Genomic DNA, 13,932 nt, shown 5'->3' on the forward strand with positions numbered 1-13,932 from the left:
GTCCCGGGCCGCGCGAGCCCTCAATACTCCTGGAACATCCGCTGGATGCGCGCGGGGTCCTTCGTCTCCTGCAGCGCCAGCTGCAACAGCACGCGAGACTTCGCGGGGTTCAACTCACCCGAGGCCACGAAGCCCTTCTCGTCGTCGTTGATCTCGTTGTTGCGCAGGACCAGGCCGCTGGGAAGCCGCGTGCTGCGGACCACCACCACGCCCTTCTTCGCGTGCTTCGTCAGCGCGTCCAACGCCGGCTGGGTCATGTTCCCATCGCCCACGCCCGCGATGACCAGCCCCTTGGCGCCGTTCTTCACCGCGGCGTCGATGAGGTCCGGGCTCATGTTCGCGTGGGCGTAGAGGATGTCCACGCGCGGGAGCGAGTCCTTGCCCACGACGGAGAACTCGGAGTCCACCGTGTGGCGCTTGTCCATCTTCTCGAACCAGCTGATCTTCCCCGTGTTGACCACGCCGGACGGGCCGCGGTTGAGGCTGCGGAAGGTCTCCACGTTGGTGGTGTTCGTCTTCGTGACGTTGCGGGCCGCGTGGATTTCATCGTTGATGACCACCAGCACGCCGCGCCCCTTCGCCTCGGGCGAGGCCGCGACGGCCACCGCGTCGTAGAGGTTCCCCGGCCCGTCCGCGCTGATGGCGGTGGCGGGCCGCATGGAGCCCACGAGCACGACGGGCTTGTTGCTCTTCACCACCAGGTCCAGGAAGTACGACGTCTCCTCCAGCGTGTCGGTGCCGTGGGTGATGACCACGGCGTCCACCTCGGGCGAGGCCAGGAGCTCATTGGTCCGCTTCGCCAACTTCAGCCAGACCGCGTCGTTCATGTCCTGGCTGCCGATGTTGACCACCTGCTCGCCGGACAGCTTCGCCAGCTTGTCCACGTTGGGGACGCTCTTGATGAGGTCCTCGACCTTGAAGGTCCCGGCCTTGTAGCCGTACCCCTGGGGATTCCCCTGGGCACCGGCGATGGTGCCTCCCGTGGCGAGGATTCGCACGGACGCCTTGGGCGCCTCCGCCGCCTTCGCCTTCTCCTTCGCGGGCGCCGCCTGCCCCGTCGCGGGCGGCGACTGGGCGTCTTGCTGGGCGGCGATTCCCGCCCCCGTCATCAGGAGCCCCAGGGCACATACCGCTCCCCACACACTGTTCTTCGAGCCGTTCATGGTCGACCTCCCTACGAATCCAGGTCGTGCTGCTGCCACTCCCGGATGGCGCGAATGACGATGTCCTTGAGGCTCTGGCCGATGCGCGGATAGGCGTCATCGTCCAGGTTCGCCAGGGACACACGGGCGGACCACTCGGGGCCCTCGAAGCCGCTGCCATTGAGGAGCACCACGCCGTGCCGCCGCGCCAGGGACAGCACGATGTCGAGCGGGTCATGCCGGGCCCGTTCATACTCGACGAACTCCGCGCCGATGTGCTTCCGCGCCCACGCCTCCAGGTCCAGTGTCTGGTAGTACGCGGTTCGCAGCGGATCCTCGGGCAGGTCGATGCCCATGCCCTCGTACAGCGAGGCCAGCCGCTCGCGGCAGATGCGCCGGCAGCGCTTCTTGTAGGCGTCGTCCTTGTCCAGGAGCGAGAACATCGAGAAGAGCGTCATCTGGAGCTGCTGGGGCAGCGACAGGCCCGCGGTGTGGTTGAGCGCGACGGCGCGGCTGTCCGCCACCATCCGGTCGATGAACTTCAGCTGCTCCGGCTTCAGCGAGATGGAGCCATAGCGCTCGTCCAGCAGCTCGCGCTGCGACGCCGGAAGCCGCGCCAGCATCGTGTCCAGGATGTTGTCCTCGTGCAGCGCGACCACGCCCAGCCGCCAGCCGGTGCAGCCGAAGTGCTTCGAGTAGGAGTAGACCAGGAGCGTGTTGTGCGGCAGCTCCGCCGCCAGCGAGCGGAAGCCCTCCACGAAGGTGCCGTACACATCGTCGGTGAGCAGCAGCAGGTCCGGCCGCTTCTTCTGGACGATGCTCACCAGCAGGTCCAGCGACTCGCGCCGCATCGCCGTCGCACCCGGGTTGCCGGGGTGCACGACGAAGAACGCCTTGATGCGCGGGTCCTCCAGCTTGCGCAGCTCCGACTCCGGATACTGCCAGGTGTGTCGGCCCTCCGCGGTCATCTCGCTCTGGCGGATGTCCACCGTGCGCAGGTCGAACTCCTCCAGCCGGGGAATCTCCAGGTAGGGCGTGAAGATGGGCGTGCCCAGCGCGATGGTGTCGCCCTTCTTGAGCACGCCATTCACCATCAGCGAGCGGAAGATGTACGCCATCGCGGCGGTGCCGCCCTCGACGGCGAACAGGTCGAACCGGCCCGGAGGCGGACGGCCGTCGCACATCTCTCGAGCCAGGTAGGTCTGCACGATGCGCTCGGCGTGGACGAGCATCCGGTCCGGCACCGGGTAGTTGTCGCCGATGGCCGCGTCGGTGAGCTCCCAGACGAAGGCATCCGCGTCGAACCCCAGCTCGCGGACGCCGTACTCCACCGAGTCGCGCAGCAGTCGGACGGCGGGGCTGTCGTCACACGTCTCCAGGAAGTCGCGCAGCCGCTGGGCGATGTCCGGTGAGCGAGGCATGCCCGCCAGGCCCACCTCCGGCTCGTTCCACGTGCGGCGGCACTCGCGCAGGGCGAACTGGCCCAGGAGGAAGAACGCCTCGCGCGGCGTGGTGGCAATCCAGTTGGGGTTGCCGCGCCCCGCGTTGAGCATCACCGCCGCGCGTGTCTTCGCGGACTCATCCGCCAGCTCGATGAGCGTGTCCTTGAGCTCGAACGGGCTGAGCTTGTGGAGCTCGCGCGTGGAGGCGACATCCTCATCGCTCCGGGTGCCCGTGTCCGCCTCGGTCGTCGTCTCCGTGCTCATGTCTGTCGCGCTCCTCCGGCCTTCTGGAAACAGTCGGCTCGGGTTCCCGCCTTGTTGGCGAACAGACGTTGTTCACGCGTGGACGGGCCGCCAACACACGCGGAGGCCCCGGGCCGGGCGCTCGCAAGTCCGGGTGCCCGCATGCCGCCCGCCCCACCCGCGAGGCCCGGTTGTCGCCACCGTCGCGGCCCCCCAGCTTGCCGCCGAGGGCGGTGCCTTTCTGGCGTCCCCGGGCCAAGACGAGCGAGGCGTCGGATGACCATGGATATCGTCGAAGCAGACGCGGCGCGGGACACCCGGTATCGACGTGACGAAGGCCCGCCCCGGCCAGGCATGGAGTGGATTCCCGGCGGCACGTACTGGATGGGCTCGGACACGCACTATCCCGAGGAGCGGCCCACGCACCAGGTGACGGTGACTGGCTTCTGGATGGACCGCTGCACCGTCACCAACGCGGACTTCGCGCGCTTCGTCCAGACCACCGGCTACGTCACTGTCGCGGAGCGGCCGCTCGACGCGAAGGACTTTCCTGGAGCGAAGCCGGAGCTGCTCGTCCCCGGCTCGCTGGTGTTCCACAAGACACCGGAGCGCGTCGACCTCAAGGACCTGTCCCAGTGGTGGACCTATACGCCGGGGGCTTGCTGGCACCGCCCCCAGGGCCACGGCAGCACGTGGAAGGGACAGGAGGACCATCCCGTCGTCCACGTCGCCTTCGAGGACGCGCGGGCCTACGCCACCTGGGCCGGCAAGGACCTCCCCTCCGAGGCCGAGTGGGAGCGCGCCGCTCGCGCGGGCCTGGACCGCAAGGTCTACGTCTGGGGTGATGAGTTCTCTCCGGGAAACCAGCAGATGGCGAACATCTGGCAAGGAGAGTTCCCCTGGCAGAACTTGATGACGGATGGTTACGAGGGAACCTCGCCAGTCGGCACTTATCCGCCCAACGCGTATGGCCTGTTCGACATGGCGGGCAACGTCTGGGAGTGGACCACGGACTGGTTCCAGGAACGGCACCAGGGCAACGGCGGGAAGGCGTGCTGCATCCCTGTCAATCCTCGTGGGCCCCCGTCATCCCAGAAGAGCTTCGACCCCTGCACGCCGGAGGTGCTGATTCCCCGTCGTGTCGTGAAGGGGGGCAGCCACCTCTGCGCCTCCAACTACTGCCTGCGCTACCGCCCCGCGGCACGTTCTCCCCAAGCCGAGGACAGCGGAACCACGCACATCGGGTTCCGGTGCATCGCCCGTGTTCCAGAGGGGTGACGCGGCCTCGTCAACCGCCGAGCCCCCCTGGCTGTTAACACGCAATACCTGCTATTTTCCGCTCCCTCTGTTAACCAGTGCTATCAGCAGGCCCTGTTTCACGCACCATCTCCTGAAACATCGACTGGGCCAGGGGCATCACGATTGAAGCTCGACGCGACACGTACGCTGTTGGTGACCCGGTCCGACTTGCGCCGCATCGTCGAGGAGGTGGGCACGGACACCCTCATGGACGAGCTCATCCGCGACCTGACGGACGCGCTGCGGACGTTCGACGGAGACCTCACGGAGGTGCGCAAGCGGGACGGCTTCCTGCTGGAGCACCCGCGCCAGACGGGGTGCCTGGAGTGGATGCCGGTGATGCGGCGGGGGGACTCGGTGACGGTGAAGATGGTGGGCTACAGCCCGCTCAACCCCGAGGAGCAGGGGCTGCCCACCATCATCGCGACGAACAGCCTCTATGACGTGAAGACGGGGCACCTGCTCGCGCTGATGGACGGGGTGTTCGCGACGGCGTTGCGCACGGGCGCGGCCTCGGCGGTCGCCACGCGCTGCCTGGCCTCGCCCGACAGCCGCGTGCTGGGGCTCGTGGGCTGTGGCGCGCAGGCGGTGACGCAGCTTCACGCCATCAGCCGCGTCTTCCCGCTCACGGAGGTGCTGGCCTTCGACACGAGCGCGGAGGCGCAGCAGTCGCTGGCGCGGCGCACGCGCTTCCTGGGGCTGGAGGTGAAGGCCGTGTCGCTCGCGGAGGTGGAGGCGCGCTCGGACATCCTCTGCACGGCGACATCGGTCGTCGTGGGCGGAGGCCCGGTCATTTCAGGGGAGATACTCAAGCCGCATGTCCACATCAACGCGGTGGGCTCGGACCTGCCCAGCAAGACGGAGCTGCCCAAGGCGGTGCTGGAGCGCAGCCTCGTGTGCCCGGACTTCCTGGCGCAGGCGATGGTGGAGGGCGAGTGCCAGCAGTTGCGCCCGGACCAGGTGGGCCCGGACCTCGTCACGCTGGTGAAGAACCCGGACGTGTATGAGCCGTGGCGTCAGCGAATGACGGTGTTCGACTCCACGGGGTACGCGCTGGAGGATCAGGTCGTCACCGCGCTGCTACTGCGGCACGCGGAGCGGCTGGGACTGGGCACCTCCGTGGGCCTGGAGACGGTCGGCGGCGACGCGTTGGATCCCTACTCCGTGCTGCGCGAGCCGGAGCCGTCGGTGGTGCGGGACCTTCGCCGCGCCACCGGGAGCTGAGGCTGAAGAGGCCGACCAGCACGTTCGCCGCGACTCCACACGTCGATGACGACAGCCAGGTAGTGAAAGCCCGCCCACGTCGGGATGTAGGTGATGTCGGCGACCCATGACTCGTTGGGCCCTCGAGCCTCGAATCGGCGCTCCACCAGGTCCGCAGCAGGTTGTGCCGTGTCATCTCGCTTCGTCGGCACGCAGTGTCCCCTCCGACAGACTCCCGCCAACCGGGCCTCTCTCATCAGTCTGGCGACGCGCCGCCGTCCCACCTGGAGGCCGTGCGTGTCGACCAACTCCGCACGGACGCGGGGTGCGCCATAGGTGCCGTCCGACATCTGGTGGATGGCGTGGATGCGCACGGAGAGGTGGGCATCCTCCTCGGCCCGCTTCGAGGCGGGCCTTGCCTTCCAGGCGTAGTAGCCGGCCTCGGTGACGCCCAGCGCCCGGCACATCGTCGACACTGCATGCTCAGCCTGGTTCTCGCTCACGAATCGGAACGCTTCTTGGGCGTCCCGACGCCTTCCTGTGCGAACCAGGCCGCGGCTTTTGAGAGGATGTCTCGCTCCTCGCGCAGCACCTTCACCTCGCGCCGCAAGCGGGCCAGTTCCTGCTTCTCGTCCGACGTCAGCCCATCCTGTCGCGTACCCTCGTCCAGTTCGCTCTGGCGTACCCAGTTGCGCACCGTCGTGTCAGTGACGTGGAACTCCTCGGCCAGGCTGCTCGTCCGTCCTGCCTTTGCCAGCTCGACGATTCGCGCTCGGAACTCCGGCGGGTATGGGGGCTTCGGTTTCGGCATCGTTGGGTCCTTCTCCCACAGTTGAACGGACTCAACGAACCCGACGCAACTCCATACATCGAGGTCGCTATGGGGCTGGTTGACGAGACGTCCGACGACACGTGACAAGGCCGCGCTCCGGTCGGCATCGGACACGACGCCCCGGCACTGGATGACGAGCCGGGGCGCAGCTCGACTGAGGGATGGGTTTACCGCCCCCAATCACACTAGGGGTAATTCCAGGGGTTGGCAGGTTGGTCGGCGATTGCGACCCAGAATCGCTCCCCAATAGGCAGCGTGCCAAGCGCCCAGAACGACCAACCGCCACCGTCATGGAATGTCGCGATTGTCCATCCGAATCCAAACGAATTCACGCATATTTGATCTGCGACGGCCCGTGTGAAGAGTTGATTGCCGTGAATGGGGACTGTTGTTTTGACGGTTCCACCCGACCACCCATTGTAGGGATTAGGCGCCGGGACATTTGGCGGCCGATTCTGACCTTGGCGGAGGATGCACAGGACTCTTCGATACTCAGATGGGTGAGTGTCTCCTTCGTATGGATTTGTGAATGAGTCCGAGCCAACGTGGACGATGTTTCCGGCGCGTTGCTCCCGAACTGTCCAGGTCATGCCCTTGTGTATTTCTGTGACCTCGCCGTGGAGCATGAGGAAGGAGAGGTCGTTGATATTCCATTGTTGGTGGATGGAGCCCGCGCAGGTGTATAGATATGTTATGACTCCGGTTGCCGGCCATGGCAGTCGCCGTGTGTCTATGCATTCTCTCGTGTCTGCGTTTTGAATCTGAATGCCGCGCTGCCCGGCGGGGGGCTGACTTGGCTCGCTGGCCATGACGTCCCATTGTTGCCTAATGCCTCCATTGCAGGCATTTACAAAGGTTTCTCCGTCGAAAGGTCCCCGTTCCAGGCATCCGCTAGGGAGCAGCTTCCATCGAATGAATTTCCGGTAGGCCGGTCCGGCCGGTACCGGCACGAATTCCCAATTCTCGGGATCGACAGTGCAGTTGCGCGTGACGATCTCCCGAGCTCCAGAAACCATGCACCTGCCGTAAAATGCGTTGGTTAGGAGAGTAGGCGGGCCCGGGTTGTCTGCATGGGCAGGCAACGGCAGCGCCCATGTTAGTAGTATGGCGAACGTGCTGACTGTTGCTAGCCAATTGATACGGTGGATCAAGTGCGGTCTCCTTGATGGCGCAAGAGTTCGGGGGCGTCGACAGAGTCTGTGTTATCGTATTTGCGATGTGCTGCTTTGCGTGTTAGTGGTGGCTGAGGGGTTCGCAATGGCAAGATGCTGCGATGGTCGGAACGAATGGCGTCTCGAATTCTGGGGCTTGCTAGGTGCTCGCACGCTGGATACATAGCCTCGGCTCATCCGATGGGGGAGCGATGAACATGCTTCTGGTGGTGCTGCTGGCCGCGCTGCCTCAGGAGGGGGGGGCAGCCGGGGACGGAGTCCCGGGGCGTGCCGAGGTACAGGTTCGTGTCCGGGACGTTCACCCGGAGAGGTTCTGGCAATTGCTGGAGCCTGCGCCCCAGCCTCTCATGACTGGCTGGGGCGCAGGGCTGGATCGACTGGTCGCCTCTCACATGCAGGTCAGTTCCATGGGTTGGCGGGCTGGTCGTTGATTGCCACCCAGAACCGCTCGCCCTCTGGCAAGGTGCCGTAAGCCCAGAGTGAGTAGGCTCCGCCATCACGCCATTCAGCCATCCGCCACGCCGCGCCGAACGCCGACGAACAGAAGCTGTCGGCAATGGCTCTACTTTTCAGTTCGTTACCCCGAATGGGAAGTGTGATGTTGACGTATCCCCCTGACCATCCGTGGCCATCAGGAGTTCCCGGAGGGACTTCTGGCGGTGCCGGATGCTGAAAGCCCCGGTTGATGCAAAGGATTGGGTGGTACTCTCTTGCTCGCGTGTCGCCCTGGAATTGGTTCGTGCCCGTGTCCATGCCGACGTGGACAGTAGAATCGAGGTTGCGGAGCGTTCTCCACGTCATGCCCATGTGGAGTTCAGGAGGAGCTGGGAACACGAGATGCGCGAATGCTGCGGAGCTTATGTTCCACTGCTGCTGATATGAATTCCCGCATTGCCAGAGTCTGACCTTGCCAGACTTGTAGTTGTCAATGCATGCGGTCTGGTTTCGGACGCTGCGGAATCGGACTCCTTTGACGCCGACGCCAGGATACCGAGGCTCGTTGGGTTGAACTATCCATTGCTGCCAAGCACTTCCGTTGCACTTACGCAAGAGAACCGATGTTTCACCCGCCTCGACGCACGCGTCCCCGTGCCTGATGAACTTGCGGTCTGCTGTTTCTCCAGGTACTGGGTCGAGCATCCACTCCCAAATGCCAGCAAAGCCACAGTTGAAGGTCTGGACGTGTTCGAGCGAATCGTTGGTCAGACAGCCTCTATGAAACTCGCCATAGATTATCGCAAAGGGCGGCTGCCAAATCTGAGCTTCAGCGGGTGCGGGCACGGTCATGGCTAGCAATACGGCAGCAGCCCACAGAGCAGCGCGTCGGTTGATTCGACTCCTCATGTACACCTCTCCGAGTGAAGCCTGAATAGTCAGGAGAAGCAGAATATGTTGCCGTGTGCGGGCGCGTCCATCCCAGGAATAGGGGGGAGCGTAGCCCTTGGGGCATCTGCGGAAGCTGTGTTGGAATAGGCGGTTGGTCGTCAGAGAAGCGAAGGGGGCGGCCGAGTCTCCCACCACCTGGACCGCGAGCCTGTCGATTCGAGGAGCTCGCGAGCGTTCCCCGCCACTGGAAGCATGGGCCCAGCTCATTCACTCGGCGAGGGGAACGATGACGAGGGTGCTGGTGGTGCTGATGGCCGCGTTGACGCTTCAGGGGGGCGAGTCAGCGACGGAGGTCGGGGACTCGTGCGAGGAGCGCGGCGTCGGCACCCTGATGTGTGGCGTCGGGGCGGTGCTCGTGTGCACCGGCGCGTCCGGGAGTCCGGCGTGGGAGCTCCTCGAGGACTGCGCCACGGGCAGCACCTGTGACTCGGACTCCTTCTCCTGCGTGGAGACGTCCGGTGGTGGCGGCGGCTCCTGTTGCCGGCACTGTGGGCCCAGGAGCAAGCCGTGTGGCGATGCGTGCATTCCCCGGGACAACACCTGCCACAAGGGCCCGGGGTGTGCGTGTTGAGGGGGCGACCAGCTAGGCGAGGGCACTCAGCGACGTGCTCTCGCCCCGGGATGTCACGAGACTTTCAGATTCAGGCCGTATGGCATCATCGCATTCTTCCAACCATCAGGGTCGACGACGATGTCGCCGTCTCGGACGAGAGTTGAGGAGTCGGAGCCATCAAACAGTACGGCATCGTCGACACCGAGCTTGTCGAGGGCATCGCGGATCTCGGAGAGGCTTTTCCCCCTTTCGCTGTCCCCCTGGACTATGGCGTAAGTCACTCCAGTGTCGCGGTCATGCGCAAGAATCGTCTTGCCGGTCGACTTAGGACGCTTGTCGAGGTCCTCAAAATCCTTGTCGGCTAGCAGCCCGTTCTTGTTGTCGGCACCGTAGCGTTTCTTGTCGATGATAAGAGGAACGCCTCCTCCGAAAGCCAGTTTGGCGTCGGCAGGTGGGTCTCCTTCGCCGAACTTGATGCCCGCAGAAGTCCACGCAGCGAAGAACTTGTCTGGCTGGTCGTTTCCGGCAATCAGCTTGCCGTTCTGGACAACATGGCCCTTTGGGCCGATGCCTGGATCGAAGAAGCTCATGTTGATGATGGTGTCGTTTCCAGGTTCCTTGCCTCGCTCTTGGGCCTCCGCCGTAAAGCTCTCAATGGGACTCGGATCAACAAGAGAGGGCTGAGGGTTCTTTAGTGCCACGACCTTGATGCCGCTGGGATCCGTGAACTCCACTGGCGCGTGCGGGTTCCCGTTGAGACGCCCTGCGATGTTGTTGGCAATCTTGTTGCCATCCTTCGCGGTCTCGGTTGCCAAAGGCAAAGAGAGTGGTTGGGCGTTCGCGGAGGCCTCGTCCAACCGGAGCAGGTTCTCCTTCGTTGCTTGGGACCGCGGGATGTAGATGGGCTTGCCCTCGGGCCCGACATGCCCGTCTTTGGTTGCGCCGGGTAGCGCGGAATAGGACTTGTCGTCGAGCACCTTCACATTGATGCCTCGGTTGTCCAGACGCGCGAATGTCTTGTCGCTACCGGGTGTTGCCGCTACTTCCGTCCTGAGCCTGTCGACGGACGCCTTGCTCGCTGCGTCGCCGAGGCGTTGCTTGGTGTCGTTGTACTCCTTCCGTGCCTCCTTGAACAAAGGCCCGTTGCGGTAGTCCGATGCCTTCGGAGGACCACCCTTGATGTGCTTGTCGTACGCCTTCCATGCGGCCTGTTCGGGAGTTGACTTGGAAGGTAGCGCTGCCTCGAAGGCGTCCACAGAGGTCTTTGGTGGGGCCTTCTTGGGGGCAGGCGCATCTGGAGTCTTCTTGGGCGCAGGTGGCGGAACGTAGACCGTCTTCTTCGTGTCAACTGTGTTTCCCATTTGGGCTGACCTCCTCTGTGCCCCAGCTTTTGATGCTCCCGTCTGAGCACCGAGCAGTAAGGGGCCGCGTGCCGCCTGAGTTGATCGCTGTACGAGGCCGTCTAATTTTGGGTTACATCGCCCCGTGGGGTGAGTTGGCTATGGCATGAGGGATTCCAGCGCGGGCAATGGCAACGCAGGTGCGCGGCTCTGCGGGTCAGCTGGACGCTGTCCCCGACCGCACCGAAGCTGGGCGACGTGGCACGAGAGCGCCCCAGGAATCCCGACACCGAGGACACCCGGACCGCCCCGGATGAGCCCGCGCACGCCCTGACGGCGAAGCAGCGGGCCTTCGTCCGGGAGTACCTGAAGGACTTCTACGCCGCCCAGGCCGCCATCCGCGCCGGGTACTCCGAGGCGACGGCGGAGTCTCAGGGCTCCCGCCTGTTGAGGAATGCCAAGGTTTTGGCGGCTGTGGAGGCTGGTGAGGCCGAGCTTGAAGCGGCGGTGAAGGACGAGGTCGTCGTCGAGGTGGCGGAGGTGCTGCGGGAGCTGCGGCGCCTGGCCTTCTCGGACATCGGTGACGCGGTGGGCGAGGGTGGCGCTGTCCTGTCGCTGAAGGACATGCCCCTCGTGGAGTTGCGTCGGGTTCGTTGAGTCCGTTCAACTGTGGGAGAAGGACCCAACGATGCCGAAACCGAAGCCCCCATACCCGCCGGAGTTCCGAGCGCGAATCGTCGAGCTGGCAAAGGCAGGACGGACGAGCAGCCTGGCCGAGGAGTTCCACGTCACTGACACGACGGTGCGCAACTGGGTACGCCAGAGCGAACTGGACGAGGGTACGCGACAGGATGGGCTGACGTCGGACGGGAGGGACTTGAACCCCCAACCCCTGGGTTCGAAGCCCAAAGGCATCACAGCTCCAGGATGATCTTTCCGAAGCTCGCATTCGACTCCATATGCCGGTGTGCGTCCCGCACGCGCTCCAGCGGAAACGTGGAGTCGATGACAGGGCGCACCCGGCCCGCGACCAACTCCGGCAGCCACCGCTCCCGGAAGCGCTTCGTGACAGCCACCTTCTCATCCAGGGACAACGGGCGCAGCGCCATGCCCTTGATTTGAAGCCGGCGCAGCACGACCTGCTTCAGGTCCGCATCACCGCGCAGCCCGTCCAGCAACCCCACCAGCAACAGGCTCCCGCCAAAGCACAAGGCTCGCAGGTTGCGCTCCAGCGCCGCGCCCCCCACGAAGTCCTCGATGACATCCACGCCTCGCCCGTGAGTCCACTCGAGCACGGCAGCCGCGAAGTCCGCCTGCGTCCGCACCACCCCCGCCTCCGCCCCCAACCCCAGACAGCGTCGGTGCTTCTCCTCACTGCCCACCGTGAAGAAGACACGCGCCCCCACCGCCCGCGCCACCTGGATGCACGCAGTGCCGATACCGCTCCCACCCGCATGAACGAGCACGGACTGCCCCTCGCGCAGTCCGCCCAACTCCAACAGCGACTCGTGCGCCGTGCAGTACGCCTCCGGCGTCGCCGCGGCCTCCACGAACGACCAACCCTCCGGAATCGGGACGGCCATCCCCTCCTCCATCAAGCACGCCTCCGCGTAGCCCCCACCATTCACCAGACCAAAGACGCGCTGCCCAGGTACCCACTCCCGGACGGCCTCCCCCACCGCCTCCACGACGCCCGCGACCTCCACGCCCAGCAGGGGACTCGCGGCATCGGGCGGCAGCACATAGCCCCCCGCGCGCTGGAGCATATCCGTCCGGTTGAGAGCGGAGGCGTGCACCCGGACCCTCAACTGCCGAGGGCCCGGGACGGGACGCGGAAGGGTCTCCAGGTCCAGCGCCTCCGGACCGCCCGGGGTCCGCACCACCACCGCCCTCATCACTTCAGTAGTTCGCATCCACGTCCACGCCATGCCGCCGCAAGGGCACGAGGAAGGAGCGCTCGAAGGTCATCACGACAGTGCCATCCGCCTTGAGGCCCTTCGTCTCCACGGTGACCACTCCCTGTTTCGAGCGGGAGCGAGACCGCCGCTTGGCCAGGATCCGGCTCTCCGCGTACAGGGTGTCCCCCACGAAGACCGGGGCCGTCAACCGGATGCGATCCCACCCCAGGTTCGCGACCCCCTTCGCACTGGTGCTGTTCAGACTCATCCCCCCGACGATGGCCAGCGTCACCAGGCTGGAGACCAACGGCCGCTTCCACTCCGTCTTGCTCGCGTAGACCGCATCGATGTGGAGCGGATGCGTGTTCAGGCTCAGCAGGGACTGCCACATGTTGTCCACGTCGGTGATGGTGCGGCCGGGGCGGTGCTCGAAGACGTCCCCCACCTCGAAGTCCTCGAAGAACAACCCGTGCGTCTCGCGGTAGCGCTGCTTGCCGACCTTCTTGTGTGCGGCCACCAGCTTCTTCATGAGTCTCCACTCCTGGAACCCACCCGGAGCTGGACGGGCGCCAGGGCCTCGTCGATGGGAATGCTCGCCAACACGCGCCTGGCCACGGTCACCAGCGGAGGGCCGACCATGTTCCCACCCACGACATGGATGCCACCTTTTCCGTCTCCCGCCTGCGCGAGGACACGGCGCGCATGGGCCACCATCTGCGCGGTGGGCCGCAGCGCCGAGTGGACGATGCCCACCTGCTTCGGGTGGATGACGATCTTCCCGGTGAAGCCCAGCGCACAGACGCGGCGCGTCTCGTCCTCCAGCTCCCCCAGGTCCGCCAGGTCGAAGAACGGCGAGTCGATGGCGCTCACCCCCGCGATGGCCGCCGCCATGGCGATGCGCGAGCGCGCATAGAGCAGCGGCTCCCACGCCAGCGGCACGCCCAGCTGCGCGGACAGGTCCGCGGCGCCGAAGACGAGTCCTCGCAAGCGCGGCGTGGACATGGCGATGGCGTCCACCGCCTCCACGCCGCGCGCCGTCTCGATGATGGCGAGCAGCGCCAGCTCCGGGAAGCGGTCCCCCAGCAGCGCGTCCAGTTGCTGGAGCTCCGAGGGAGACTCCGCCTTGGGCAACAACAAGGCATCCAGCCGCACATCGGAGTCGAGCAGCGCGAGCACGTCGCGCAGGCCCGCCTCCGTCCTCAGGCTGTTGATGCGCAGGCACATGGGGCCGCGCGGGTGGTCCGAGGAGAGGTACTCGAGGGCCAGTCGGCGCGCCGCGGACTTGAGCGACTCCGGGACGCCATCCTCCAGGTCCAACAGTCCGATGTCCGCTCCAACCTCCATCGCCTTCTCGAATCGCAAGGGGTCGATGGCGGGGGTCACCAGGAAGGACCTGCACTGCAAGGGCATGGTCATGGTGCG

Annotated in this window: 14 protein-coding genes; 5 read left to right on the forward strand and 9 right to left on the reverse strand. The window is 65.4% G+C overall.

Annotated elements, in window-relative coordinates; translation table 11 throughout:
* Nucleotides 1-20 precede the first annotated feature (20 nt).
* Nucleotides 21-1,163: a type II asparaginase gene (locus MYSTI_RS21230; protein WP_015349843.1), complete on the reverse strand. Its 1,143-nt coding sequence runs from the start codon at nucleotides 1,161-1,163 to the stop codon at nucleotides 21-23.
* An 11-nt stretch (nucleotides 1,164-1,174) separates the two neighbouring features.
* Nucleotides 1,175-2,848 (reverse strand): bifunctional aspartate transaminase/aspartate 4-decarboxylase, encoded by a 1,674-nt coding sequence (locus MYSTI_RS21235; RefSeq protein ID WP_015349844.1) that lies wholly within the window; start codon nucleotides 2,846-2,848, stop codon nucleotides 1,175-1,177.
* Between the two features lie 255 nt (nucleotides 2,849-3,103).
* Between MYSTI_RS21235 and MYSTI_RS21240 the strand changes: the two genes are divergently transcribed.
* Nucleotides 3,104-4,105 (forward strand): formylglycine-generating enzyme family protein, encoded by a 1,002-nt coding sequence (locus tag MYSTI_RS21240; protein WP_015349845.1) that lies wholly within the window; start codon nucleotides 3,104-3,106, stop codon nucleotides 4,103-4,105.
* A 144-nt stretch (nucleotides 4,106-4,249) separates the two neighbouring features.
* Nucleotides 4,250-5,350, forward strand: coding sequence for an ornithine cyclodeaminase family protein (locus tag MYSTI_RS21245; protein ID WP_015349846.1), 1,101 nt, complete (start codon nucleotides 4,250-4,252; stop codon nucleotides 5,348-5,350).
* On the opposite strand, the gene MYSTI_RS45715 is transcribed toward MYSTI_RS21245, so the two are convergent.
* The 3 genes from MYSTI_RS45715 to MYSTI_RS43220 form a co-directional block, all read right to left on the reverse strand.
* Nucleotides 5,284-5,832, reverse strand: coding sequence for an IS3 family transposase (locus MYSTI_RS45715; protein ID WP_015349847.1), 549 nt, complete (start codon nucleotides 5,830-5,832; stop codon nucleotides 5,284-5,286). The genes MYSTI_RS21245 and MYSTI_RS45715 overlap by 67 nt on opposite strands.
* Nucleotides 5,829-6,140 carry an IS3 family transposase gene (locus tag MYSTI_RS45720; RefSeq protein WP_015349848.1) on the reverse strand — a complete coding sequence of 104 codons (312 nt, stop codon included), beginning with the start codon at nucleotides 6,138-6,140 and terminating at the stop codon, nucleotides 5,829-5,831. Before MYSTI_RS45720 ends, MYSTI_RS45715 begins: the two co-directional genes overlap by 4 nt.
* A gap of 1,592 nt (nucleotides 6,141-7,732) precedes the next feature.
* Complete coding sequence (locus MYSTI_RS43220; RefSeq protein WP_015349850.1) at nucleotides 7,733-8,677, reverse strand: ricin-type beta-trefoil lectin domain protein; 945 nt, start codon at nucleotides 8,675-8,677, stop codon at nucleotides 7,733-7,735.
* 268 nt (nucleotides 8,678-8,945) lie between these two features.
* Between MYSTI_RS43220 and MYSTI_RS21260 the strand changes: the two genes are divergently transcribed.
* The gene (locus MYSTI_RS21260) at nucleotides 8,946-9,290 is read left to right on the forward strand and encodes a hypothetical protein (protein WP_015349851.1); all 345 of its coding nucleotides are present in this window, start codon (nucleotides 8,946-8,948) and stop codon (nucleotides 9,288-9,290) included.
* A 53-nt stretch (nucleotides 9,291-9,343) separates the two neighbouring features.
* Here MYSTI_RS21260 and MYSTI_RS21265 read toward each other — a convergent pair whose 3' ends face one another.
* Entirely contained in the window at nucleotides 9,344-10,633 is a 1,290-nt protein-coding gene (locus MYSTI_RS21265; RefSeq protein ID WP_015349852.1) for a phosphodiester glycosidase family protein, read from the reverse strand.
* Nucleotides 10,634-10,870: 237 nt separating this feature from the next.
* Here MYSTI_RS21265 and MYSTI_RS21270 point away from each other — a divergent pair, with 237 nt between their 5' ends.
* Nucleotides 10,871-11,269, forward strand: coding sequence for a terminase small subunit (locus MYSTI_RS21270; RefSeq protein WP_015349853.1), 399 nt, complete (start codon nucleotides 10,871-10,873; stop codon nucleotides 11,267-11,269).
* Between the two features lie 31 nt (nucleotides 11,270-11,300).
* Nucleotides 11,301-11,543 (forward strand): helix-turn-helix domain-containing protein, encoded by a 243-nt coding sequence (locus tag MYSTI_RS45330; RefSeq protein ID WP_015349854.1) that lies wholly within the window; start codon nucleotides 11,301-11,303, stop codon nucleotides 11,541-11,543.
* Here MYSTI_RS45330 and MYSTI_RS21275 read toward each other — a convergent pair.
* From MYSTI_RS21275 to MYSTI_RS21285, 3 genes are read right to left on the reverse strand one after another with little or no spacing between them, the layout of a single operon-like run.
* Nucleotides 11,527-12,525, reverse strand: coding sequence for an NAD(P)H-quinone oxidoreductase (locus tag MYSTI_RS21275; protein WP_015349855.1), 999 nt, complete (start codon nucleotides 12,523-12,525; stop codon nucleotides 11,527-11,529). The two genes, MYSTI_RS45330 and MYSTI_RS21275, sit on opposite strands and share 17 nt — an antisense overlap.
* On the reverse strand, nucleotides 12,512-13,039 hold the full coding sequence (locus MYSTI_RS21280; RefSeq protein WP_015349856.1) for a MaoC/PaaZ C-terminal domain-containing protein: 528 nt from the start codon (nucleotides 13,037-13,039) through the stop codon (nucleotides 12,512-12,514). Before MYSTI_RS21280 ends, MYSTI_RS21275 begins: the two co-directional genes overlap by 14 nt.
* Nucleotides 13,036-13,926, reverse strand: a complete 891-nt coding sequence (locus MYSTI_RS21285; protein ID WP_144370120.1) for an aldolase/citrate lyase family protein — start codon at nucleotides 13,924-13,926, stop codon at nucleotides 13,036-13,038. The genes MYSTI_RS21280 and MYSTI_RS21285 overlap by 4 nt, the downstream gene beginning before the upstream one ends.
* Between the last annotated feature and the right edge of the window lie 6 nt (nucleotides 13,927-13,932).

Origin of the sequence: Myxococcus stipitatus DSM 14675 (genome assembly GCF_000331735.1) — a bacterium.
GTDB classification, from domain to species: domain Bacteria; phylum Myxococcota; class Myxococcia; order Myxococcales; family Myxococcaceae; genus Myxococcus; species Myxococcus stipitatus.

Coding starts and splice junctions, on each gene's coding strand:
- MYSTI_RS21285 (WP_144370120.1), bottom strand. CDS start 13,926: ATGACCATGCCCTTGCAGTGCAGGTCCTTCCTGGTGACCCCCGCCATC.
- MYSTI_RS21235 (WP_015349844.1), bottom strand. CDS start 2,848: ATGAGCACGGAGACGACGACCGAGGCGGACACGGGCACCCGGAGCGAT.
- MYSTI_RS21280 (WP_015349856.1), bottom strand. CDS start 13,039: ATGAAGAAGCTGGTGGCCGCACACAAGAAGGTCGGCAAGCAGCGCTAC.
- MYSTI_RS21240 (WP_015349845.1), top strand. CDS start 3,104: ATGACCATGGATATCGTCGAAGCAGACGCGGCGCGGGACACCCGGTAT.
- MYSTI_RS21230 (WP_015349843.1), bottom strand. CDS start 1,163: ATGAACGGCTCGAAGAACAGTGTGTGGGGAGCGGTATGTGCCCTGGGG.
- MYSTI_RS21265 (WP_015349852.1), bottom strand. CDS start 10,633: ATGGGAAACACAGTTGACACGAAGAAGACGGTCTACGTTCCGCCACCT.
- MYSTI_RS45720 (WP_015349848.1), bottom strand. CDS start 6,140: ATGCCGAAACCGAAGCCCCCATACCCGCCGGAGTTCCGAGCGCGAATC.
- MYSTI_RS21275 (WP_015349855.1), bottom strand. CDS start 12,525: ATGCGAACTACTGAAGTGATGAGGGCGGTGGTGGTGCGGACCCCGGGC.
- MYSTI_RS43220 (WP_015349850.1), bottom strand. CDS start 8,677: ATGAGGAGTCGAATCAACCGACGCGCTGCTCTGTGGGCTGCTGCCGTA.
- MYSTI_RS45330 (WP_015349854.1), top strand. CDS start 11,301: ATGCCGAAACCGAAGCCCCCATACCCGCCGGAGTTCCGAGCGCGAATC.
- MYSTI_RS21260 (WP_015349851.1), top strand. CDS start 8,946: ATGACGAGGGTGCTGGTGGTGCTGATGGCCGCGTTGACGCTTCAGGGG.